We start from the raw sequence: 21,657 nt of genomic DNA on the forward strand, positions 1-21,657 counted from the left end.
CTTGAGGGGGAAGACGCGAAGCAGCCCAAGGGGGTTAAATCCCGGCGGCCTCGTCCAGAAAAACCCGGGCGCGGCGCGGTGTCACCACCAGCGTTTCGCCCTCTTTGAAACCCATTTCCTTGAACTGCTGCGCAGGGATCTGCGCTTCGATCAAGGAGTCCGGGGACGCATTGTCCGCTGGTTTGTGGTCGTCGATTGGAATAAGTTCCAGCCGCGCAATCGGGCCCACCACGATGGCGCGGCTCAGTTGCGCGACGATGCCGCGCGGGCGGCCTGCGGCGTCCAGTCCGGCGCCGGGCGCGTAGCGTTCCACATCCAGGTCGTGCGGGCGCACATAGGCGAAGGCCTTGGCGTTCTGCGCCTGGCTGTGCTCGGGCGAATCCAGCTCGATGCCTTCGAGGTGCACCAGCCCCTCGTGCGCGCGGCCGTGGAACAGGTTCACATCGCCCAGAAAGCCATAGACGAAGGGGCTGGCGGGCTGGTCCCACACCTGCTGGGGCGAGCCGCTTTGCTCGATGCGGCCCTGGTTGATGACGACCACACGGTCGGCCACTTCCAGCGCTTCTTCCTGGTCGTGCGTCACAAAGATGCTGGTCACATGCAGTTCGTCGTGCAGGCGGCGCAGCCAGCGGCGCAGTTCCTTGCGCACCTTGGCATCGAGCGCGCCAAAGGGTTCGTCGAGCAGCAGCACCTTGGGTTCCACGGCCAGCGCCCGGGCCAGGGCGATGCGCTGGCGCTGGCCGCCCGAAAGCTGCGAGGGGAAGCGCTCGGCCAGCCAGTCGAGCTGCACCAGCTTGAGCAGGTCCATGACCTTCTGCCTGATCTGTGCTTCGCTGGGCCGCTGGCCGCGCGGCTTGACGCGCAGGCCAAAGGCCACGTTCTCGAACACCGTCATGTGGCGGAACAGCGCGTAGTGCTGGAACACAAAGCCCACGTTGCGCTCGCGCACGTGCACGTCGGTGGTGTCTTCGCCGCTGAAGTGGATGCTGCCGACATCGGCCGTTTCCAGCCCGGCAATGATGCGCAGCAAGGTGGTCTTGCCGCAGCCCGAGGGACCCAGCAGCGCGATGAGTTCGCCCGATGCGATATCGAGGCTAACATCGCGCAGGGCCTGGAAGTCGCCGAACTGCTTGCTGACGTTGCGGATTTCAATGCTCATGGTGTTCTTCCTTCAGCGGACGACAGCCGCAGATGCGGGCCGCTCGGGCGGCAACTCGGCGGCGGCTTTCAGGGCCTGCTCGTTGCGGTGTTCGGCAATGGTCTTGATGACCAGGGTGACCAGGGCCAGCAAGGCCAGCAACGAAGCGGCGGCAAACGCGGCGACCGACTGGTATTCGTTGTAGAGAATTTCCACATGCAGCGGGATGGTGTTGGTCTGCCCTCGGATGTGGCCCGACACCACCGACACCGCGCCAAACTCGCCCATGGCGCGTGCATTGCACAAAATCACGCCATAGAGCAGGCCCCATTTGATGTTGGGCAGCGTCACGTACCAGAAGGTCTGCCAGCCGGTGGCACCCAGCACGATGGCGGCCTGCTCCTCGTCGTTGCCCTGGGCCTGCATCAGCGGGATCAACTCGCGCGCGATGAACGGAAAGGTCACGAACACGGTGGCCAGCACGATGCCGGGCACGGCAAAGATGATCTTGATGTCGTGCGCTTGCAGCCAGGGGCCGAACCAGCCCTGGGCGCCGAACATCAGCACATAGACCAGCCCCGCCACCACGGGCGATACCGAAAACGGCAGGTCCACCAGCGTGGTCAGAAACGCCTTGCCCCGGAACTCGTACTTGGCAATGCACCAGGCTGCCGCAATGCCAAACACCAGGTTCAGCGGCACGGCAATCAAGGCGGTGATCAACGTGAGCTTGATGGCCGACCAGGCATCGGGTTCGCGCAAGCCTTCCAGGTAGGCGCCAAAGCCCTTGCGCAGCGCCTCGGTAAATACGGCGGCCAGCGGCAGCACCAGGAACAGCAGCATGAAGGCCAGCGCTATGCCGATCAGCGTGTAGCGCACCCAGGGCGCTTCGGTCGTGCCGGCGCGCGCGCGGCGAACAGTTCGATTATTCATGTCGTTTGTGCAAGGCGCAGTGCGCTTGAAGCGGGCGCAGCCCAGACCAGTGCACCTGTGGCACTGGCTTTGCCAGGCCACCGGGTGCGTCCCCCTCCCGCGAAGCGAGAGAGGGGGAAGGCGCGAAGCGACTCAGGGGGTGATTCATGACTTCCGGCGCTGCCAGGCCTGCAGCGCGTTGATGACCAACAGCAAGATGAACGAAATCACGAGCATCACCACGGCCACGGCCGTGGCACCTGCAAAGTCATACTGCTCCAGCTTGCCGATGATGATGAGCGGCGTGATCTCCGACACCATGGGCATGTTGCCCGCGATGAAGATCACCGAGCCGTATTCACCCACCGCCCGCGCAAACGCCATGGCAAAGCCGGTGAGCAGCGCGGGCGTGATGGAAGGCAGGATGACCTTGGTGAAAGTCTGAAAACGCGTGGCGCCCAGGCAGGTGGCGGCTTCTTCGAGTTCTTTCTCGGCATCTTCGAGCACGGGCTGCACGGTGCGCACCACAAACGGCAGGCCGATGAAGATCAGCGCGATCACGATGCCGGCGGGCTTGAACGCCAGATGGATACCCATGGGCTCCAGGATGCTACCGATCCAGCCATTGCCGGCGAGCAGCGCGGTCAGCGAGATGCCCGCCACGGCCGTGGGCAGCGCAAAAGGCAGGTCCACCAGCGCGTCCACAATTTTTTTGCCCGGGAATTTGTAGCGCACCAGCACCCAGGCGATCAACAGGCCAAACACCAGGTTGACCAGCGCCGCCAGAAACGAGGCGCCGAAGGTCAGCCGATAAGAGGCCAGCACGCGCGGCGCGCTGACGGCGGCCCAGAACTGCTCCCAGGTCAGGGTAAAAGTCTTGAAGATCAGCGCCGACAGCGGGATCAGCACGATGATGCTCAGGTAGAACAGCGTGTAGCCCAGCGTGAGCCCGAAGCCGGGCAGCACGCGCTTGGCACTCTTGCGGGCGCCTTGGTTGTCATTCATAGCAAGTTATCCATTGCACACCACCGACGTAAACTGGCGCGCGCCCCTACTAGGGCAGCCGCGCAAGGGCCGCCCCGCCGCGCTGGCTGCGTCCCCCTGCCCGCGTTGCGCAGCAATCCGAGAGTGCGGGGAAGGCGCGCAACGCCTCAGGGGGGTGCTCACTTCGCATACAGCTTGTCGAACTGGCCGCCATCGTTGAAGTGCACCTTCTGCGCTTCGGTCAGGCTGCCGAAGTACTTGGCCACGGTGAACTGCTTGAGCGGCTTGAAGGTGGTTTCGTACTTCTTGAGCACCTTTTCCGAGCGCGGCCGGATGGCGTGCCTGGCTGCGATTTCCTGCGCCTCGTCGGAGTACAGGTAATCCAGGTAGGCCTTGGCCAGCTGCGCCGTGCCCTTCTTGGCGACGGTACGCTCGACCACGGCCACGGGGTTCTCGGCCACGATGCTCACCGACGGATAGATGGCATCGACCTTGCCCGCGCCGAACTCGCGGTCGATCGACACCACTTCGGACTCGAACGTGATCAGCACGTCACCCTGGTTGCGCTGCAAAAACGTGGCCGTGGCATCGCGGCCACCCTTGGCCAGCACCGGCACGTTCTTGTAGAGCTTGCCCACGAACTCGGCGGCCTGCGCCTCGGTGCCACCCTTTTCACGCACGGCACCCCAGGCGGCCAGATAGGCATAGCGGCCGTTGCCACCGGTCTTGGGGTTCACCACGATCACCTGCACACCGGGCTTGATGAGGTCGTCCCAGTCCTTGATGCCCTTGGGGTTGCCGTTGCGCACCAGAAACAGCATGGTGGACGTGGTGGGCGATGCATCGTTGGGGAACTTCTTGGTCCAATCCTTGGCGACCACGCCGTTGTCGGCCAGGAACTGCACATCGGTGGTGGTGTTCATGGTGACCACATCGGCAGCCAGGCCGTCGTTCACGGCGCGCGCCTGGGCGCTGGAGCCGGCGTGCGACTGGTCGATCTTCACGTCCTGGCCGGTGGTTTTCTTGTAGTGCGCGGCAAACGCTGTGTTGTAGTCCTTGTAGAACTCGCGGGCCACGTCGTATGACACGTTGAGCAGCTGGTTCTGCGCAGCAGCCAAACCACTGCTCGCCAGGGCCAGTGCGGCCAGAAGGGTCTTGAGTCTCAGAGAAGTCGTCATGGTGCGTCGCCTGATGAAAAGCTGGAGGTCGCCTATTGTGCGTAGCGACACTTAAAACTCAAAAGAATATATTTTTGTTAATTAATCGAATTTAAGAATATAAAAACCCTGCATGCAGACCAGACTCCGAAAGACGCGGCGCGGCTTCACCCAAAGAGCCGGCAAAGAGGCCCATAGCCCTTTAGCAATATGCGCTAAAGCTATCAACTCAGGAGTATTTCTGCAACAGAGGCGCTGCCAACGACGCCTGCGCATGGCCGGGCAGCGGGGCGCGATCCACGGCAGGGTTGCCCTGCAGCGATTGCAGCAGCGCCCAGCCCAGGGGCCATTCGCCATGGCCGGAGTCGATATTGATGTGCCCGGCGTTCTGCATGCGCACAAATTCGCTGCCCCAGGCCCGCGCGTAGGCGCCCGCCAGGCGGATGGGGCAATACGGGTCGTTGCTGCTGGCCACCACGATGGAACGGTAGGGCAGCGCAGCAAAGGGCACGGGTGCAAAATCGTTCAGGACGGCGCGGCGCTCGGGATCGGCCGGGGCCACCAGCAGCGCGCCGCACACGCGGGCTGCGGCTTGCGCGCCCATATGGGTGACGGCAATGCAGCCCAGGCTGTGCGCCACGATGACCACGGGGTGGGGCGCAGCCAGCACGGTCTTTTCAAGCTGGCCCACCCACGCCAGCCGCGTGGGCGTGATCCAGTCATCCTGCACCACGCGGCGGGCATGGGGCAGGCGCTCGGCCCACAGGCTTTGCCAATGGCCGGGGCCGGAGTCGCGCCAGCCCGGAACGATGATGATGGAAGTGGTGGTCACAGAGCAGGCATTCTGCGACCCGCCCCTTAAAACTCAAACGACTTAATCCTTGTTATTTAATCGCCAAAACATCTAATAAAACCCCCAATGAGCTAGATGCCTGCACCATCCACCCCCTGCCCGGCCATGCGGGTGGCCTGGCTGCTGCGCCCCGGCATGGTTTCGCCCAGGTAGTCCAGAAACCGCCGCACCGCGGGTGATAGCCCCCGGCGCGAAGGAAACACCGCATGCACGATGCCGCGCGGTGGCGCCCAGTCGGGCAGCAGGTGCACCAGGCGGCCCGCACGCAACGCTTCGATGCACATGTAGTCGGGCAGCCAGCACATGCCGGTGCCGGCCAGCGCGGCGAATTGGAGGGTAAGCAAGTCATCGGCCACATAGCGCGGCTGGTGGTGCACCGTCTGCTCACGGCCGCCTTCGCCGACGAGCTGCAGCGTGGAGCGCCCATCCACGGACGACATCGCAATGCTGTCCAGCCGGGCCAGGTCTTCCAGTGTGCGCGGCGTGCCCTGGCGCGCCAGCAAGTCGGGGCTGGCCACCAGAATCTGCCGGGCATCGTCGAGGCGCTTGACGACCATGCTGCCGCTGTCCTCCAGCGTGGAACGCACGCGCAGCGCCACGTCGATGCCCTCCTCCACCAGATTCACCGCGCGGTTGCTCACCAGCATCTCAACCCGCACTTCGGGATAGGTGGCCAGAAACTGCGGCATCAGCTCGGCCAGCACCGTCTGCGCCAGCGTGACGGGGCAACTCACGCGGATGGTGCCGCGCGGGGTGGTCTGGACCTGGGCCACCGTGTCGGCGGCAGCCTGGGCCGACTCGCGCATGGCCTGGCAGTGGCGCAGATAGGCCTCGCCCACTTCGGTCAGGGAGAGCTTGCGCGTGGTCCGCTGCATCAGGCGCACGCCCAGTTGCGCCTCCAGCTCCGACACCCGCCGCGACAGCCGGGATTTGGGAATGCCCAGGGCCCGGCCCGCAGCGGCAAAGCCACCGCGCTCCACCACTTCGGCGAAATACAACATGTCGTTGAGGTCTTGCATGGCGATGATTGTTCTATAAATGGGACAATCTATCGCAATTCTGCTGGCTTATCAACAAATCAAGATCCATCGACAATTGACCCCAGGCCACACAAGGTGGCAGCCCTACAAACCTCCGGAGAACCTCATGCAACTGCTTCACATTGATTCCGCCATCACCGGTGCCAACTCCGTTTCGCGCCAGTTGACCGCACAGATCGTGGCGGCCTACCAGGCCAACCACCCAGGCACCCAGGTAACTTACCTCGACCTGGTGGCCAATGCCCCCGCCCACTTCACCATGGATGCCATGGCGCCCCGCACCGGCCAGACCGATGGCCTGAGCGAAGTGCAAAAGCGCGAGAACGCCGTGTCCGAGCAACTGGTGAGCCAGTTCCTGGCAGCCGATGTGGTGGTGATTGGTGCCCCGTTCTACAACTTCAGCATTCCCACCCAGCTGAAGGCCTGGATTGACCGCATTGCCCAGCCTGGTCGCACATTCCAGTACACCGCCAACGGCCCCGAAGGCCTGGCCAAGGGCAAGACGGTGATCATTGCCTCCACCCGTGGCGGCGTGTATTCCACCAGTGAAGGCGGTCAGGCCATGGAACACCAGGAGAGCTATCTCAAGGTTGTGCTGGGCTTCTTCGGCGTGACCGATGTGCGCTTTGTGCGCGCTGAAGGCGTGGCCATGGGCGACGCCGCCAAGGCACAGGCCCTGGCCGATGCCGCCCAGGCCATCCGCAACCAGGCTGCTGCCAACCAGGCACAGGCAACGCAAGCCGCCTGAGGCACAGGGCGCCGCAGGCGCCCTGCTTTCTCTCTCGCCATTCATGAAGCCCGGCTTTGCGCCGGGCTTTCTGCGTTTGGTTTGAAATACGGCTCTATCACTTGTCCAGAAAACGCAATTAGCTATTTATTCAATAGCAGAACTCAGGCGTGCTTCTTGACCCAGGCCACGTACTTGTCCACCCAGCCCTGCAGAAACTCGCGGCTGCCCGGACCGATGCCACCATCGGCATCGAACAGCCCTTCCTTGGCATGGATGAAGGCCTCGGGCTGCCCCAGCGTGGGCATGTCGAGGTAGGCCAGCACATTGCGCAGGTGTTGCTGCGCCATCGAGGTGCCAATGGCGCCCATCGATGCCCCGATCACCCCCGCCGGCTTGCCAGCCCAGGCGCTTTGCCCGTAGGGGCGCGAGGCGTTGTCGATGGCGTTCTTGAGTACCCCTGGAATCGAGCGGTTGTATTCCGCCGTGACAAACAGCACGCCCTGCGCGGCCTTGATCTCGCCCTTGAAGCGCAGCACTGATGCAGCCGGCTGGCCATCGTTATCCTGGTTGTAGAGCGGCAGATCGTCCAGGCGCAGCTGCGTGAAGCTGAAGTCAGCGGGCGCCAGTCGGGCCAGCGCCGTAGCCAGCTTGCGGTTGAATGAATCCTTGCGAAGACTGCCGACGATGACGGCGATGTTGTACTGGCCCATGAAAACCTCCTTGGGGGAGAAAAGCACCCGGCAAAGCACCGGACGGCCATGGTAGCGCGGACAGGTAAAGCATGCCTACGCTGCAAGCTTGTCGCGGATCAAGGCGTCGCGCGTGGCCGCATCCGGAATGCCTGCAGTGCTTCGGCCAGGCACATGCGGGCCACACCCTGTTGCGAAGACAGCGAGAACTGCTGCAATCTCCCTTGCACGAGGCCGGCGCGAGCGGCGAAGGCCTGGCGCTCGCGCAGGGTTGGCGCAATGCGCTGGGCCAGGGCCAGGGCCAGGGCCTGGATCTGGGTGTGGTCGTCGTCCGGCACCTGCCCCTCGCACAGCAGCCCCTTCAAGGCCTCTGTTTCGGGGCGACGATGGGCGGCGGTGATCGCATCGCGCACGGTGCTACGGCCTGCCAGTACGGACGCGAAGCCGGCATGGGGAGCAACTGTGTTCATGCATCCTTCCCCGATCGAACGGTCGTATCTCGTGGCGACAGGTGGATACCGGCGATCATGCAGCGCACCGAGCCGCCCGCCATCTCGATGGTGGGAACCGCCAACGGCAGCAAACGCGCGCTGCGCCCGATGCGTGCCTTTTGCCGGGCCGTCAGGCTGTCGCAGGCGCGCTGCGACAGCGCGAGGATGCGGCCATCGCGGCCAGACAGCTCGATCGCGTTTCCGGCAAAGTTGGCGATCTGCTCCGGGCTCAGGTCGATCACCTCGCGCCCTGACTCTTGCAGCCGCGCGGCCACCTCCTGCGCCCGGCGCGGGTCGGTCAGCGACTGGGTGCCCAGCAACGCGAAGTCGGTGGCTACGCACATCAGCACGTTGGTGTGGTAGATGGGCCGGCCGGCGGCATCGGCCGTGTCGAAGACGATGGGTTCGAAGTTGAAATGGGTGCTGAAGCGCTCCAGCAGCACGGGGTCCGCGCGGTTGGAGCGGGCGGTGTAGGCCACGCGCGCCATGTGGTCCAGCACCATGGCGCCAGTGCCCTCCAGAAACAGACCGTCGTTCTCCAGGCCCGAGTAGTCGATCACGTCCTGCACCCGGTACTCCGCCTTGAGCATCTCGATGATGTCGCTGCGCCGTTCGCGGCGCCGGTTGCGCGGATACATCGGGTAGATGGCGACATGGCCGCCCGAGTGCGTGGAGAACCAGTTGTTCAAGAACACCGAGTCCGGCGTATCGCGCTCGCCCGTGTCCTCGAACAAGTGGACGCGCACGCCAGCGGCTTGCAGTTGATCGACCGCTCGGGTCACCTCGCCATGGGCGGCATCCGCGACAGCACAGGCCTGGTTCTTGGCCGCATTGCTCTGGAACGCGTTGTCGGCGGCGGTTTCGGGATTGGGCGTGAAGCGGTGCGGACGCACCATCACGACCGAGGCAGGGGCTTGCATGGATCGGAACGTGGGCATGCGGCGACTCCTGGGCACCCGCCTTTACGCGACCCGGCGCAGCGCCGAACGCGATGCACCAGAGCGGGTGTAGCGGAACAGATCCTTCGGGTCATCGGCCCAGGGCACCAACTCCACGTTTTCGCCCAGGCCGCGCTGCTCGGCCTGCGCATTCACGTAGCGCAGCGTGGAGTAGTCCTCCAGCGCGAAACCCACCGAATCGAACACCGTCACCTGCTCGGCACTTTGCCGGCCGGCCTCGGCCCCGGCCAGGACGCGCCACAGGTCCACCACGGGGAAGTCCTGGGGCAGTTGCTGGATATCGCCTTCGATGCGCGTCTGCGGCTCGTATTCCACGAAGACGCGCGCGCCGCGCAGCACGTCGGCGTGCAGCTCGGTCTTGCCCGGGCAATCCCCACCCACGCCGTTGATGTGCATGCCCGGCTCGATCATGTCGGGCGTGAGGATGGTGGCATAGGCCTTGTCGGCGGTCACTGTGGTGACGATGTCCGCGCCGCGCACGGCCTCGGCGGTCGATGCGGCACGGATGATCTTCAGCGCGGGGTAGGCGGACAGGTTGCGGATCAGCTTCTCGGTCGCGCGCGGATCGACGTCGTAAACCACGATTTCCTGGATGCCCAGGTGGCTATGGAACGCGAGGGCCTGGAATTCACTTTGCGCACCGTTGCCGATCAGCGCCATGCGGCGGGCATCGGGCCGCGCCAGCGCGCGCGCCGCCATCAACGAGGTCGCGCAAGTGCGCAGCGCGGTGGCGACGGTCAGTTCCGACAGCAGCACCGGATAGCCCGTGTCCACCTCCGCCAGCACGCCGAAGGCCATGACGGTGTACAGGCCGCGCTGCGTGTTGCTGGGATGCCCATTGACGTACTTGAACGCATAGCGCTCGGCGTTGGAAACAGGCATCAGCTCGATCACGCCGATATCCGAGTGGTTGGCCACGCGGGCCGATTTGTCGAACTCGGGCCAACGGACGAAGTCGTCCTGAATGGCCTCGGCGAGTTCGCCGATGAACTGCGTCACTCCGATGTCCTGCACGAGGCGGGACATGGCGGGAACGTCGACGAAGCGGGTCATGAAGTCTCCTGGCGGTTGTGGTGTGCGGACTGGCCGCGACCAGGAGATTGTTCTTGTGTTTGGTGCCATATTGAAGATGGCAACTTGACACATTATTCAGTTTTCATTGCAATCTGCCACTTTTGGATTACAAAATGAAAGATTCCAATGGATGACACCGACCGCGAATTGATCTCGCTGCTGCGTGCCGACGCTCGCACCCCGGTGGTGGTGCTGGCCAAGAAGCTGCGCGTTGCCCGGGCCACGGTACAGAACCGCATGGCCAAGCTGGAGGCCGACGGAACGATCGTGGGCTACACGGTACGGCTCCGGCCTGAGGCCGAAGGGCACCGGATTCGCGCACTAACGTCCATCGAGATCGAAGGCAACCATGGGGAGAGCGTGCGGCGCGAACTGCGTGGTCACCCGAATGTGGTGGCGCTTCACACCACCAACGGGCGCTGGGACATGATTGCCGATTTGCGGACCGATACCTTGGAAGCGTTCGACCGGGTTCTGAACGGCATCCGCAACATTCAGGGCATCACCAATACCGAGACCAGCATTCTTTTGTCCACACACAAGATTTAGTGCGGCCTCGCAAGATGGGCAGGCGGTCGGCGCTGGACCCGAAGATGGCCAAGGAGGTGCTGGACGTGATGCGCGAACTCGCGCCAAGGCCTTTCTCAACCTTCGCACAAGTGCCTTGCCGGGCGGTCTGCTGCGTTGCGGCGCTTGCCAATCGCCGCGCTATTGGCTGCGCACCACGCCTTGCAGCCCATCCCGGCAGGTACTTGTGCGCCCCCGCCAAGATCTTGAACAGGTTCGCAGCGGCAAGATCAATTCGGCAATGCCTGCGGGCTCCTCACGCCCTTGCGTAAACCCGGCAGGCATCCCTCTGGAGGGTTGCCCCCTCAGGCACCCGCGAGGGAAGAAGCGGCGCGTGCCTTGGCCAGCGTCATGGCGGTGTCTTCAATCATGTCCTCCTGTCCACCGACCATGCCGCGACGGCCCATTTCCACCAGGATGTCGCGTGCAGGCACACCGTATTTCTGCTCGGCGCGCTTGGCAAACAGCAGGAAGGAGCCATAGACACCGGCATAACCCAGCGTGAGTGCATCGCGGTCGATGCGGATCGGGAAATCCATGATCGGCACCACCAGGTCTTCGGCCACGTCCTGAATCTTGTACACATCCACCCCGGTGGTGAGGCCCATCAGGTCCATGACGGAGACCAGCACCTCCATGGGGGTGTTACCTGCCCCAGCCCCCAGACCGGCCGCAGCGGCGTCAATGCGGTTCGCACCCACTTCGATCGCGGCCAGGGAATTGGCCACACCCATCGCCAGGTTGTGATGGCCGTGGAAACCCAGCTCGGTCTCGGACTTGAGCGCCTGCCGCACGGCCGTGAGCTTTTCCTTCACATCCTTGGGCAGCATGTGGCCCGCAGAGTCCGTGACGTAGATGCAGTTGGCACCATAGCCCTGCATCAGCAGCGCCTGGCTCACCAGCTTTTCTGTGCTCGCCATGTGCGCCATCATCAGGAAACCCACGGTGTCCATCCCCAGCGTGCGGGCCTTGCTGATGTGCTGTTCGGACACGTCGGCTTCGGTGCAATGGGTGGCGACTCGAATGGTGTTGACACCCAGGTCTTTGGCCATCAACAGGTGGTCGACGGTGCCGATGCCCGGCAGCAACAGAGCGGACACCTTGGCCTGCTTCATGAGCGGGATCACCGTGCCCAGGTATTCCTCGTCGGTGTGCGCAGGAAAACCGTAATTCACGGAAGAGCCGCCCAGGCCGTCCCCGTGCGTGACTTCAATCAGGGGAATGCCTGCCGCATCCAGTCCGCACGCAATGGTTTTCATCTGCTCCAGCGACATCAGGTGGCGCTTGGGGTGCATGCCATCACGCAGGGTCATGTCATGCAGGGTGATCTTTTTGCCTTGTGTTGTCATGATGAGGTTCTTCTATCGGTTCAGGCGGCTGTGGCTTTGAGCGTGAGCCGGCCAGCAATGATTTCTTCGGCAAACATCTCTGCGGTGCGCGCGGCGGCCGCCGTCATGATGTCAAGGTTGCCGGCATATTTGGGCAGGTAGTCACCCAGGCCTTCGACCTCCAGAAACACCGAGACGCGGTTGCCGTCAAACACCGGCCCGTTGACCAGCTTGTAGCCAGGCACATACTTTTGGACTTCCTTGATCATCGCGTGGATCGACTCGGTGATCTTGGCCTGGTCGGGTTCTGTCTCGGTCAGGCAGTGCACGGTGTCACGCATGATGAGAGGCGGCTCGGCCGGATTCAAAATGATAATGGCCTTGCCTTTTTTGGCACCCCCCACTTTTTCCACCGCAGTCGCTGTGGTGCGCGTGAATTCGTCAATGTTCTTGCGCGTGCCTGGGCCGGCCGACTTGCTCGACACCGTTGCCACGATTTCGCCATACGCCACCGGCTGCACGCGTGACACGGCAGCCACCATGGGAATGGTGGCCTGGCCACCGCAGGTGACCATGTTGACATTCATCTCGCCCTTGCCCACGTGCTCGGCCAGATTGACCGGTGGCACGCAAAAAGGACCGATGGCGGCTGGTGTCAGGTCGATCATCAAAGCACCCTGGGCATTCACCTTGCGGCTGTTTTCAGCGTGCACGTAGGCGCTGGTGGCGTCAAAGACGATCTGCACACCGTCGGCTTGCATGTGCGGCACCAAGCCATCCACGCCCTCGGCGGTGGTTTTGATGCCCAGTTCACGGGCGCGTTTGAGTCCGTCGGATTCAGGATCGATGCCGACCATCCAGACTGGCTCCAGCACCGGGCTGCGCTGCAATTTGGCCAGCAGGTCGGTGCCAATGTTACCGGGCCCGATCAGAGCGCATTTGATTTTGGTAGTCATGATTGAGATTGCTTTCACGAAATTGCACCGTCGGATTGGAAATCGCGGCTTGAATTACATACCCATGAGTTTGGGAAGGAACAGCGACAGCGACGGCATATAGCTCACCAGCATGAGCACGATAAGCATCGCGATCAAAAAGGGAATGCTGCCCTTGGATACGGCTTCCAGCGTCGAACCACCGACTCGGGCCCCCACAAAAAGATTGACCCCGACAGGGGGTGTGACCAAGCCAATGGCCAGATTGACAATCATCACAATGCCAAAGTGCACCGGATCCACGCCCACCGCCATTACCACTGGCAGCAGGATTGGCGTCAAAATGATGATGGCAGCCAAGGTTTCCATGAACATGCCGACAAACAGCAGCAGCACGTTGATGAGCATCAAAATGAGCATGGGGCTGCTGGTCAGTTGCACGATGAATTCGGCAATCAGGACCGGGATGCGCTCAATCGCCAGCACCCGCCCAAAAATGGTGGCCGTACCCACGATGATCATGACGGAAGCCGAAGTCAGCGCCGAACCGGCAATGATCCGGTACAAGTCCTTGAACTTGAGTTCCTTGTAAACAAAGACGCCCACAACAAAGCCGTAGATGACACCCACGGCAGCCGCTTCGGTCGGCGTGAAAATACCGCCGTAAATACCCCCCAGGATAATCAAAGGCACCAGCAATGCCCACTTGGCATCATTGACGGTCGCCATGATCTCCTTGGCCGAGTATTTTTTATCGGCACCGCGGTAATGGCTCTTTTTCGATTTGTAGTACGCCACCAAAATCAGCGCCAAACCAATCAAAAACCCGGGAATGACTCCGGCCAGAAACATGGCGCTGATCGATACGTTGGAAGACGTGGCGTAGATCACCATCGGAATACTGGGCGGGATAATGATGCCCATGCAGCCGGCTGAGGCCACCAGGCCAATCGAGAAGCCCTTGGGATAACCGTCGCGCACCATGGCGGGCAGCAAGATCGTGCCGACAGCTGCCACGGTGGCTGGTCCCGAGCCGGAAATGGCTGCAAAAAACATGCAGGTTACTACGGCAATGATGGCCAGGCCGCCCGTGAAACGGCCAAAAAAGACGTTGCCCACATTGAGCAGGCGCTTGGACAGACCGCCATGGCCCATCAGATCACCCGCCAGAATGAAGAACGGCACCGCCATCAGGGGAAACGAGTCGATCGAGGTGACCAGCCCCTGCGCGATGTAGCTGCTGCTTACCTTGCCGCTGTACAGCAATGCCCCGGTGGCGGCCAGTCCCAGGGAGATGGCGATGGGTACGCTTGTCAGCAGCAAGGCAAGAAAAAGTCCAAACAGCAAAAAGGAAATCATGCGGGATCTCCCTTGCGGATCATTTGCACTTCTTCAACCATTTTTTGAAGAATTCGAAAAACCACCAAACCAAAACCTACCGCAGGTGCCATATAGACATAACCCATGGGCAGACCCAGGGCAGACGACTCCTGGCCAAAGCTGAAGATTTTTGCAGTCAGGGCGTAGCCTTCCTTCATGACCAGTGCCGCAAAGACGATGAACATGAAATAAGAAAATAGATTCACGTAGCGCCGGGTCGATACTGGCAACAGGTTCGTGACGGCATCAACACGAATATGGGCACCCACCTTGACGGCGTAACTCACGCCGATATAGGTAGCCCAGATAAAGCAATAACGGGCCAATTCCTCTGACCATGTCAGAGACTCCCCCACCACATACCGCATGACGATCTGCACACCGATGAGCACGGACATGAGCGACAGCAGAAACACCAAAAGAACCTCTTCGAGATTCTTGTCAATTATTTTGAACATCTGATTTCCTTGGCCCGCAATGGATTGCGGCAGCAGAGCTGCCGCAACCTACCTGACCATTGAGATGGAAAAGGCGAATTACTTCTTGTTGACTTCCGCGAGAATCTTGTCAACGATTTCAGGGCCCACCTTCTTCTTCACCTGATCGTAGATGGGGCCCATCTTGTCAGCGAACTTCGCAAACTCTTGCGGCGTCAGCGTGGTGAAGGTCACCTTGGGCATGGCGGCTTCTGCTTTGGCATCGGCTTTCTGGGCCAGGTCACGCTGGTACACCTTGGCATTGCTGAATGCAGTGGCGAAAATCTTCTTGTCTTCTTCGCTGAAGCGTTTGTACACATTGGGGCTCAGCAGCACGACAAACGGCGAATAAACGTGATTTGTCTTGGTGATGAATTTTTGAACCTCCTGAAACTTCATGTCGTAGAACAGATTGATCGGGCCTTCTTGTGCATCAAAGGTCCCCTGTTGCAACGCGGTGAAAAGCTCGCCAAAAGCCAATGGTGCGGGGTTTGAACCAATGGCTTTCCAGGCGGCAATGTGCACCTCGTTTTCCATGGTGCGCATCTTCATGCCCTTCAGGTCATCAGGGCTCTTGATTACTTTTTTGCTGTTCGTCAGCTGGCGAAAACCGTTTTCCCAGTAACCGACACCCTGGATGCCGACCTTGCTCAAGCTGTCGAGCAGGCCTTGGCCGATTGCGCCATCCAGAACGCGATAAACGCCGGGACGATCCTTGAACATGAAGGGAATGTCCAGCGCAAAGAATTGCTTGTTGAAATTGCCCAGCAAGGCAGAAGAAACAAACGCCATGTCAACGTTGCCCAACTGGATGCTTTCCACCAGTTCGCGCTCGCTGCCCAACTGCGCATTGGGAAAAATTTCCATGCTGATGCGACCCTTGGTCTTTTCTTTCAGCTCTTTACCCAGAAACTCCAAAGCGAGATGGCCGGTGTTGCTGGCCGTTGCTGCATGCCCCACCTTGAGCACAATGTTTTCAGCCGCGACGGCCTGGCTGGAGAGTCCAAAAGAGAAGGCACAAAGGCCGAGCATCATGGCAACGCGGCGTGACAGCAGTTGGGGTGCTTTGAAAATCATGTCGATTTTTTCCAGAGGAAGTAAGGGGTTGAGGAGTCTCGTCAACTCGGGATCTGCAGCCGCGGATTCTAGGGGTCAGTCTAGAATTGTGTCAATTTTTAGAATTGACTTTCAACATGTGCAAATTTATGACCAGAAAGCTGCATTCATGACCCTCCCTCTGCCCTCCTCATGCAACCCGACGCCCTCTGACCTCGCATTCGCCGTGGTAGCCGCTTTGCGGCAGGAACTGGGAGACACCGATGTCCTGACCGGCGATCAGATCGGCGTGAAATACCTGAACGACTGGAGCGATGAAAGCGGTGGCACGCCACTGGCGTTGGTGCGACCGCGCGACACCCAGCAAGTCGCACAGGTATTACGTATCTGCCATGCCCACGGCCAGGCCGTGACGCCACAGGGCGGCCTGACGGGCCTGGCCGGCGGCGCAGTGCCCAGCCACGGCAGCGTGATCTTGTCCCTGGAGCGAATGAGCGGCATTACCGCCATCGACACCGGCTCGGCGACCATGACCGTTCTGGCGGGAACCCCCCTGCAAGCCATTCAGGAGGCGGCACAGCAAGCAGGTTTTCTCTACGCCCTGGACCTGGGGTCACGCGGCTCCTGCCAGATTGGCGGCAACCTCGCCACCAATGCCGGAGGCAACCGCGTGATCCGCTACGGCATGGCGCGGGAGCTGGTGCTGGGCCTGGAGGTCGTACTGGCTGATGGCACGGTGCTGTCAATGTTGAACCAAATGGTCAAGAACAATGCGGGTCCTGACCTCAAGCACCTGTTCATCGGCAGTGAGGGAACTCTGGGTGTCATTACCCAGGCTGTGCTGCGGCTGCATCCGGGAGTTTCCGGAGCCAACACGGCCTTGGTTGCCCTGACCGGTTTTGATGCCGTGGTGCAACTCCTGCGCCATGCTCAGCAAGCGCTGTCGGGCCAGGTCAGCGCTTTTGAGGTCATGTGGCCTGACTATTACCGCGCCGCCACGTCCGTTCCAGGTGTCAGGACACCGCTGCTCGCCCACCATCCGGTGTATGTGCTGCTGGACATGCAAGGGGCCACCCCCGAAATCGAGGCGGGACGTTTTCAGGCCATGCTGGAAGAAGCCATGGCACAAGGGTGGGTCGTGGATGCAGCCATTGCGCAGTCGCATGCCGAGACCCAGGATTTCTGGGCCCTGCGCGACTCCGTGTCAGAGATGCTGAAACTCAACGCCCCGACCATCAATTTCGATTTGTCGGTCCCGATTTCCACCATTGGAAACTGCGTTGAAAAACTCATGGAGGTCATGGCGACGCGTTTTCCTCACCTGAAAGTCGTCTTTTTTGGACATGTGGGGGACGGCAACATCCACGCAGTGGTGGGTCCGATTCCTGCGGATGGCGTCACCGAACACCAGGTGGAAGACGCGTTCTATGCCATTGTTCGCGACTTCTGCGGATCCGTTTCGGCCGAGCATGGCATTGGCCTGCACAAGAAAAAGTGGCTAGGCCACAGCCGCAGTCCGCAAGAGATAGCGCTGATGAAGATCTTGAAAAACGCCATGGACCCAGGAAACATCCTCAATCCTGGAAAAATCCTGTAAGCCAGAGGCCCGGCAGAGTGTCCTGCGGCCACGCTACCGCAGGTCGTTTCATGCGCGCATTCCCAGTTCGGCGCTGATTTGCGCGGCCGCCTGTTTGACAACAGGAATCAGCATCTGCATGCGCTCAGGGTCCATGTATTCCAGGGTACTGGACACACTGATGGCCGCCACGATTTTGCGGCTGCCATCACGCACTGGGGCTGCGACGCACCGGATGGCCTGCTCGTCCTCACCAGAATCAAAGGAATAATCGCCTTGCGCATAGCCGCGCATCAAATCCAGCCACTCGGATTGCGTCATTTTTTTGCGCAGAAGGTGCGCATTGCGGTTGTGCAGCGCCTCCCACTCGCTCTCGCTCCAGTCCAGGATCAGCGCCTTGCCCACGCCTGTGCTGATCAGCGGTTTGCGCCCGCCGATTCTCGAACTGATTTCCACGGAGCGTCGACTGAAAATCTTGTCAAGATAGACCACGGAGTCGCCCTCGATGCGGGCGAGATGCACGGTATCCAGTGTGTCGAGGGCCAGTTTTTCCAGGAATGGATGGGCGACGTGCATGAGCGTCGTCTGATGGAAAGCCTGAAAGCCCAGCTCCAGCACCTTGCGGCCCAGGGTGTAGCCCTTGGTCTTGTCGTGCTTGAGGTAACTGCGCTGGACCAATACCGACACAATCCGGTGCGCCGTGCCGTAGGTGATACCCGTCTTGTGCGCAATATCGGAAATGCTCAACGGGCCGTCCGACACCGCCTCGATCACATCCAAGCCCCGTACCAGGGTCTGGCTGGTCAGCGCTTTTTTGACATCTTCTTTTTCTGTGGTGTTCATTGATCTGTCTGACCGCATCGGCCGGCTTCGGCGTGACTCAGACCGGGGCATCCCCATGGCCTTGGGGAGTGTCAGAATCACTGTGTCGATGGTTCCATTTTCCCCGAGCTTTTGCGTCCTTGTGCAACCGCGCCATTGTGCCAAGAAGACGGCCCCGCACTGGCACAGGACGGGATCCAGCAACAAGGATTTCAGCATACGGCAGCGTCCGGGTGTAGCCGGCAAGACTGCACATGGAGGCAGGGCTGGGCTCGGTGTCGCAGCCAGCATCTCCGACGCTCACCCTCACGCAACCAGGCCATCGCAAAAAAAAGCTGCTGGCGCTTGATTGCAAAGCGCCAGCAGCTTTCTTGGGAAGCAAGAATCAGAATCCGGGCAGCACCGATCCCTTGAACTCCACTTCGATGAACTTGCGGATCTCCTCGGATTGGTAGGCCTTGAGCAGCTTGGGCACCCAGGGCTTGTTCTTGTCGGCTTCGCGCACGGCGATCAGGTTCACATAGGGGCTCTTGGCGTTTTCCAGGGCGATGGCGTCCGTCTTGGGGTTCAGGCCGGCCGAGATCGCAAAGTTGGTGTTGACGGCCGAGGCATCCAGGTCATCGAGCGAGCGCGGCAGCTGGGCGGCGTCCAGCTCGACAAACTTGAGCTTCTTGGGATTGCTCACCACATCCAGCGGCGTGGCCTTGAGGCCGGCGCCATCTTTCAGCTTGATCAGGCCCAGGTCCTGCAACAGCAACAGCGCGCGGCCGCCGTTGGTGGGGTCGTTGGGCAGGCCAAAACGCGCGCCTTCCTTGAGCTCGTTCAGGCCCTTGACCTTCTTCGAGTACAGGCCCATGGGGAAGTTGACGGTGTAGCCCACCGAAACAAGCTTGTAGCCCCGGTCTTTCACCTGGGCATCGAGGTAAGGCTTGTGCTGGTAGGCGTTGGCGTCCAGGTCGCCCGCGGCCAGGGCCGCGTTGGGCTGCACGTAGTCGCTGAACTCGATCACCTGGATTTTCAGGCCGTCTTTCTCGGCCACTTTCTTGACCTGTTCGAAGATCTGGGCGTGCGGGCCCGCCGTCACGCCGATCTTGAGCGGCTTGTCCTGCGCCAGCGCGCCCGTGGTGAAACCGGCAGCCAGGGCCAGAGCGAGGGTGGATTGCAGCAGGGAGCGCTTGTTCACGGAAACACCTTTCGTTATGAGATGTTTCGTATCTTAGGGTTGACCCTATAAAACACAAACAACTGTTTTTCTATTTTCTTAGCTCCATATCGAATAACAAATCAGGCACGCAGCGCCACGTTGTTGAGCTTGTCCAGCCGCTCGGGCCAGCTGGCATCGGTGGCGGACTGCAGCAGGATGCGCGTCCAGGCCACCCAGGCGTCCCACTGCACGCGCTTGTCCCAGGCATTGCCCCAGGCGCTGAAGCACTGCAGCGCGCTCTGGGCGGCATGCTTGGCGTCGTCATGCCGGCCCGCCGACAGGTACAGCTGCGCCAGCACCATCTGCGGCTCGCCCACCCAGGGGTTGTGCCGCACAGCCTGTTCCAGCACGGCGGTGGCCACGTCCACATCCACCAGTGGCTGGTCTTGCTGGATCACCGACCAGTACAGCGAGGTGGCCGCCGACTCGGCCGCCACCGACAGGTGCTGCGTGCAGCCGGCAAACACCGGCGGCAGGGGCAGCAGCCCCACGAGCCCAGGGTGCTGCAGCGCCTGCCCCAGCCCTGCGATCTGGTGCAGCATGCGCCCCGTGGGCCGCATGGGCCCGGGCCACAGCGATGCCGCCCAGTGCACGGCCTGCGGGCGGTGCTGCACGTTGGGAAAGCGCGAGTAGATATCGTCCTGCCAGCTGAACCATTGCTCGATGGTGTCGGCCATGCTCACGACAATGAAGGCGGCCACCTCGTAGGGCGTGAGCACATGGCGCTGCCCGTCCTTGTCGAGCGCCAGGCTGCCATCGGCCTGCAGCCCACCGCCCAGCACGCGCTGCACGAACTGCGTGCGCGACTGTGTGCAGAACAGGTACACGAGGAGCTCGGCCGGCTCGCCCACCAGATCGCGCAGGCGGGCACGCTCGCTGGCCGGGTCGAACTTGACCAGATCCACAAAGGCATTGCCGTACACGCTGTGCAGCAAGCCCAGCAGACGCACATCACGCGGTTGCTGCCACAGCGTGAGCGAGCGCGCCACACCCACCAGGTGGTGGCGGAAGGTGCCCGCCTTGTGCCAGTCCTGCCCCACATTGCGGGCCAGCACGGTGGGCAGCACCGGGGCCAGGTCGGGGTCGTGGGAAATCCACTCGTCATCCAGCAGCGCCTGGGCGCGGATAAAAAGCTGCTGGTCCAGGGGGTGCAAGCGCAGGGTCATGGCGTGTTGTCTCCGTCGATCGGTCGGTGAAGTGCACAGTATCGGTGCTTGGCGCCCCCGACGCTGCCAGCGCCTCGGCCAGAAAACCCACAAAAGCCTGCACCCGCGTCGAAAACTGGTGCCGCTGCGGGTACACCGCATAGATGTCGGCCGCCGGTGTGTGGTACTGCGGCAGCACGGGCTCCAGCAGGCCCTGCGCCAGGTGGCGGTTCACATCCCAATCGGCGCGCATCACGATGCCGTGGCCCTGCAGCGCCCACAGCACGGCGATCTCGCCGTCGTTGGTGGTGAGGTTGCCGGTGATCTTGATCGACTCGGTGTGCGCCTTGCTGCCGCGCCCGGTGGTCAGGCGCCACAGGCCATAGGCCTCGTCGCCCTGGCGGATGCCGATGCACTGGTGCGCCATCAGGTCGCGCGGCACCCGGGGCCTGCCGTGGCGGTCCAGGTAGGCAGGCGCGGCGCACAGCACGCGCCGGTTGGGCGCGATGCGGCGGGCGATCACGCGGCCGTCGGGCGGCTCGCCAAAGCGTACGCACAGGTCGTAGGCGTCATCGGTGATGGGCGGCGGGTGCACCGACAGCTGCAGCTGCACATCCACCTCGGGGTACCGGCGCACAAAGTCCGAGATCACCGGAGCAACATGCATGCGGCCAAAGCCCAGGGTGGCGTTCACGCGCAGCAGGCCTTTGGGGCTGGCCTTGGACTGCACGATGAGTTCATCGAGCGCATCGATCTCGCGCAGGATGCGGCGCGCGTGCTCCAGCAGCAGTTCACCCTCCGGGGTGAGGCCCATGCGCCGGGTGGTGCGGTTGATGAGCACCACGCCCAGGCGGCGTTCCATCTGCGCCAGGTGTTTGCTGACTGCCGCCGTGGAGATGCCCATTTCGCGCCCCGCGGCACTCAGGCTGGGGCTGGCGGCCAGCGCCGAAAAGAAACCCAGTTCTGCGGGCTGGATGGTGGAGCTCATCGAATCTCTCTTAACCTCAGGTTAACGATGGATTCACTCTAGCGCCGTTCTGAAGACCCGTCCACGCCTAAAGTTCTTCTCACTGCGGGGCTTTACCGCCTTGTTCTCCACCGCCCGCCATCCCTGCACGGGCCATTCCGCCACGTTTCCACC

At 61.9% G+C, this 21,657-nt stretch carries 21 protein-coding genes and 1 pseudogene; 3 read left to right on the plus strand and 19 right to left on the minus strand.

Features of this window, described 5'->3' with window-relative positions:
- Positions 1–34 precede the first annotated feature (34 nt).
- From K225_RS0103825 to K225_RS0103850, 6 genes are all read right to left on the minus strand, one after another.
- Positions 35–1,159: a sulfate/molybdate ABC transporter ATP-binding protein gene (locus tag K225_RS0103825; RefSeq protein ID WP_026435178.1), complete on the minus strand. Its 1,125-nt coding sequence runs from the start codon at positions 1,157–1,159 to the stop codon at positions 35–37.
- Positions 1,160–1,171: 12 nt separating this feature from the next.
- A complete protein-coding gene (gene cysW, locus K225_RS0103830; RefSeq protein ID WP_026435179.1) occupies positions 1,172–2,071 on the minus strand; it encodes a sulfate ABC transporter permease subunit CysW in 900 nt (299 codons plus the stop codon).
- A 144-nt stretch (positions 2,072–2,215) separates the two neighbouring features.
- The gene (gene cysT, locus K225_RS0103835; RefSeq protein ID WP_026435180.1) at positions 2,216–3,055 is read right to left on the minus strand and encodes a sulfate ABC transporter permease subunit CysT; all 840 of its coding nucleotides are present in this window, start codon (positions 3,053–3,055) and stop codon (positions 2,216–2,218) included.
- Positions 3,056–3,213: 158 nt separating this feature from the next.
- Positions 3,214–4,212 carry a sulfate ABC transporter substrate-binding protein gene (locus K225_RS0103840; RefSeq protein WP_026435181.1) on the minus strand — a complete coding sequence of 333 codons (999 nt, stop codon included), beginning with the start codon at positions 4,210–4,212 and terminating at the stop codon, positions 3,214–3,216.
- Between the two features lie 208 nt (positions 4,213–4,420).
- On the minus strand, positions 4,421–5,023 hold the full coding sequence (locus tag K225_RS0103845) for an alpha/beta hydrolase (RefSeq protein WP_026435182.1): 603 nt from the start codon (positions 5,021–5,023) through the stop codon (positions 4,421–4,423).
- Positions 5,024–5,115: 92 nt separating this feature from the next.
- A complete protein-coding gene (locus K225_RS0103850) occupies positions 5,116–6,063 on the minus strand; it encodes a LysR family transcriptional regulator (protein ID WP_026435183.1) in 948 nt (315 codons plus the stop codon).
- Positions 6,064–6,190: 127 nt separating this feature from the next.
- On the opposite strand from K225_RS0103850, the gene K225_RS0103855 reads away from it, so the two are divergent.
- Positions 6,191–6,832 carry an FMN-dependent NADH-azoreductase gene (locus K225_RS0103855; RefSeq protein WP_026435184.1) on the plus strand — a complete coding sequence of 214 codons (642 nt, stop codon included), beginning with the start codon at positions 6,191–6,193 and terminating at the stop codon, positions 6,830–6,832.
- Between the two features lie 143 nt (positions 6,833–6,975).
- On the opposite strand, the gene K225_RS0103860 is transcribed toward K225_RS0103855, so the two are convergent.
- From K225_RS0103860 to K225_RS0103875, 4 genes and pseudogenes are all read right to left on the minus strand, one after another.
- Positions 6,976–7,524 carry an NADPH-dependent FMN reductase gene (locus tag K225_RS0103860; protein ID WP_026435185.1) on the minus strand — a complete coding sequence of 183 codons (549 nt, stop codon included), beginning with the start codon at positions 7,522–7,524 and terminating at the stop codon, positions 6,976–6,978.
- Positions 7,525–7,605: 81 nt separating this feature from the next.
- Positions 7,606–7,973: pseudogene (locus K225_RS0103865) on the minus strand (1-pyrroline-5-carboxylate dehydrogenase); the annotation flags it as partial.
- A complete protein-coding gene (gene ctlX / locus K225_RS0103870) occupies positions 7,970–8,932 on the minus strand; it encodes a citrulline utilization hydrolase CtlX (protein ID WP_026435187.1) in 963 nt (320 codons plus the stop codon). The gene ctlX and the pseudogene K225_RS0103865, both read right to left, overlap by 4 nt.
- 24 nt (positions 8,933–8,956) lie before the next feature.
- Complete coding sequence (locus K225_RS0103875; protein WP_026435188.1) at positions 8,957–10,006, minus strand: ornithine cyclodeaminase; 1,050 nt, start codon at positions 10,004–10,006, stop codon at positions 8,957–8,959.
- Between the two features lie 147 nt (positions 10,007–10,153).
- Here K225_RS0103875 and K225_RS0103880 point away from each other — a divergent pair, with 147 nt between their 5' ends.
- Positions 10,154–10,576, plus strand: coding sequence for an Lrp/AsnC family transcriptional regulator (locus tag K225_RS0103880; protein WP_026435189.1), 423 nt, complete (start codon positions 10,154–10,156; stop codon positions 10,574–10,576).
- Between the two features lie 323 nt (positions 10,577–10,899).
- Here the strand turns inward: K225_RS0103880 and dmpG are convergent, their stop codons facing one another.
- The 5 genes from dmpG to K225_RS0103905 all read right to left on the minus strand — a co-directional run bounded on the left by dmpG (position 10,900) and on the right by K225_RS0103905 (position 15,790).
- Entirely contained in the window at positions 10,900–11,943 is a 1,044-nt protein-coding gene (dmpG, locus tag K225_RS0103885; RefSeq protein ID WP_026435190.1) for a 4-hydroxy-2-oxovalerate aldolase, read from the minus strand.
- Positions 11,944–11,963: 20 nt separating this feature from the next.
- On the minus strand, positions 11,964–12,878 hold the full coding sequence (locus tag K225_RS0103890; protein ID WP_026435191.1) for an acetaldehyde dehydrogenase (acetylating): 915 nt from the start codon (positions 12,876–12,878) through the stop codon (positions 11,964–11,966).
- Positions 12,879–12,932: 54 nt separating this feature from the next.
- Entirely contained in the window at positions 12,933–14,216 is a 1,284-nt protein-coding gene (locus tag K225_RS0103895; RefSeq protein ID WP_026435192.1) for a TRAP transporter large permease, read from the minus strand.
- Positions 14,213–14,695 carry a TRAP transporter small permease gene (locus K225_RS0103900; protein WP_026435193.1) on the minus strand — a complete coding sequence of 161 codons (483 nt, stop codon included), beginning with the start codon at positions 14,693–14,695 and terminating at the stop codon, positions 14,213–14,215. The genes K225_RS0103895 and K225_RS0103900 overlap by 4 nt, the downstream gene beginning before the upstream one ends.
- Before the next feature lie 78 nt (positions 14,696–14,773).
- Positions 14,774–15,790: a TRAP transporter substrate-binding protein gene (locus K225_RS0103905; RefSeq protein WP_026435194.1), complete on the minus strand. Its 1,017-nt coding sequence runs from the start codon at positions 15,788–15,790 to the stop codon at positions 14,774–14,776.
- On the opposite strand from K225_RS0103905, the gene K225_RS0103910 reads away from it, so the two are divergent.
- Complete coding sequence (locus K225_RS0103910; RefSeq protein WP_238323179.1) at positions 15,789–17,366, plus strand: FAD-binding oxidoreductase; 1,578 nt, start codon at positions 15,789–15,791, stop codon at positions 17,364–17,366. The two genes, K225_RS0103905 and K225_RS0103910, sit on opposite strands and share 2 nt — an antisense overlap.
- Before the next feature lie 48 nt (positions 17,367–17,414).
- On the opposite strand, the gene K225_RS0103915 is transcribed toward K225_RS0103910, so the two are convergent.
- The 4 genes from K225_RS0103915 to K225_RS20315 all read right to left on the minus strand — a co-directional run bounded on the left by K225_RS0103915 (position 17,415) and on the right by K225_RS20315 (position 21,504).
- The gene (locus tag K225_RS0103915; protein ID WP_026435196.1) at positions 17,415–18,188 is read right to left on the minus strand and encodes an IclR family transcriptional regulator; all 774 of its coding nucleotides are present in this window, start codon (positions 18,186–18,188) and stop codon (positions 17,415–17,417) included.
- Between the two features lie 364 nt (positions 18,189–18,552).
- Positions 18,553–19,350 (minus strand): MetQ/NlpA family ABC transporter substrate-binding protein, encoded by a 798-nt coding sequence (locus tag K225_RS0103920; RefSeq protein ID WP_026435197.1) that lies wholly within the window; start codon positions 19,348–19,350, stop codon positions 18,553–18,555.
- Positions 19,351–19,451: 101 nt separating this feature from the next.
- On the minus strand, positions 19,452–20,537 hold the full coding sequence (locus K225_RS0103925) for a DUF6817 domain-containing protein (protein WP_026435198.1): 1,086 nt from the start codon (positions 20,535–20,537) through the stop codon (positions 19,452–19,454).
- Positions 20,473–21,504: a LysR substrate-binding domain-containing protein gene (locus K225_RS20315; protein ID WP_238323180.1), complete on the minus strand. Its 1,032-nt coding sequence runs from the start codon at positions 21,502–21,504 to the stop codon at positions 20,473–20,475. The genes K225_RS0103925 and K225_RS20315 overlap by 65 nt, the downstream gene beginning before the upstream one ends.
- Positions 21,505–21,657: the final 153 nt, after the last annotated feature.

This window comes from Acidovorax sp. JHL-9 (genome assembly GCF_000426205.1).
Taxonomy (GTDB): Bacteria; Pseudomonadota; Gammaproteobacteria; order Burkholderiales; family Burkholderiaceae_C; genus Acidovorax; species Acidovorax soli.

Bases quoted from the DNA above. Each gene is read 5' to 3' on its own strand.
- K225_RS0103825 (WP_026435178.1), bottom strand. From the start codon at position 1,159: ATGAGCATTGAAATCCGCAACGTCAGCAAGCAGTTCGGCGACTTCCAG.
- K225_RS0103925 (WP_026435198.1), bottom strand. From the start codon at position 20,537: ATGACCCTGCGCTTGCACCCCCTGGACCAGCAGCTTTTTATCCGCGCC.
- K225_RS0103840 (WP_026435181.1), bottom strand. From the start codon at position 4,212: ATGACGACTTCTCTGAGACTCAAGACCCTTCTGGCCGCACTGGCCCTG.
- K225_RS0103860 (WP_026435185.1), bottom strand. From the start codon at position 7,524: ATGGGCCAGTACAACATCGCCGTCATCGTCGGCAGTCTTCGCAAGGAT.
- K225_RS20315 (WP_238323180.1), bottom strand. From the start codon at position 21,504: ATGAGCTCCACCATCCAGCCCGCAGAACTGGGTTTCTTTTCGGCGCTG.
- K225_RS0103900 (WP_026435193.1), bottom strand. From the start codon at position 14,695: ATGTTCAAAATAATTGACAAGAATCTCGAAGAGGTTCTTTTGGTGTTT.
- cysT (WP_026435180.1), bottom strand. From the start codon at position 3,055: ATGAATGACAACCAAGGCGCCCGCAAGAGTGCCAAGCGCGTGCTGCCC.
- ctlX (WP_026435187.1), bottom strand. From the start codon at position 8,932: ATGCCCACGTTCCGATCCATGCAAGCCCCTGCCTCGGTCGTGATGGTG.
- K225_RS0103855 (WP_026435184.1), top strand. From the start codon at position 6,191: ATGCAACTGCTTCACATTGATTCCGCCATCACCGGTGCCAACTCCGTT.
- K225_RS0103890 (WP_026435191.1), bottom strand. From the start codon at position 12,878: ATGACTACCAAAATCAAATGCGCTCTGATCGGGCCCGGTAACATTGGC.
- K225_RS0103910 (WP_238323179.1), top strand. From the start codon at position 15,789: ATGTCGATTTTTTCCAGAGGAAGTAAGGGGTTGAGGAGTCTCGTCAAC.
- K225_RS0103850 (WP_026435183.1), bottom strand. From the start codon at position 6,063: ATGCAAGACCTCAACGACATGTTGTATTTCGCCGAAGTGGTGGAGCGC.
- dmpG (WP_026435190.1), bottom strand. From the start codon at position 11,943: ATGACAACACAAGGCAAAAAGATCACCCTGCATGACATGACCCTGCGT.
- K225_RS0103875 (WP_026435188.1), bottom strand. From the start codon at position 10,006: ATGACCCGCTTCGTCGACGTTCCCGCCATGTCCCGCCTCGTGCAGGAC.
- K225_RS0103915 (WP_026435196.1), bottom strand. From the start codon at position 18,188: ATGAACACCACAGAAAAAGAAGATGTCAAAAAAGCGCTGACCAGCCAG.
- cysW (WP_026435179.1), bottom strand. From the start codon at position 2,071: ATGAATAATCGAACTGTTCGCCGCGCGCGCGCCGGCACGACCGAAGCG.
- K225_RS0103895 (WP_026435192.1), bottom strand. From the start codon at position 14,216: ATGATTTCCTTTTTGCTGTTTGGACTTTTTCTTGCCTTGCTGCTGACA.
- K225_RS0103905 (WP_026435194.1), bottom strand. From the start codon at position 15,790: ATGATTTTCAAAGCACCCCAACTGCTGTCACGCCGCGTTGCCATGATG.
- K225_RS0103880 (WP_026435189.1), top strand. From the start codon at position 10,154: ATGGATGACACCGACCGCGAATTGATCTCGCTGCTGCGTGCCGACGCT.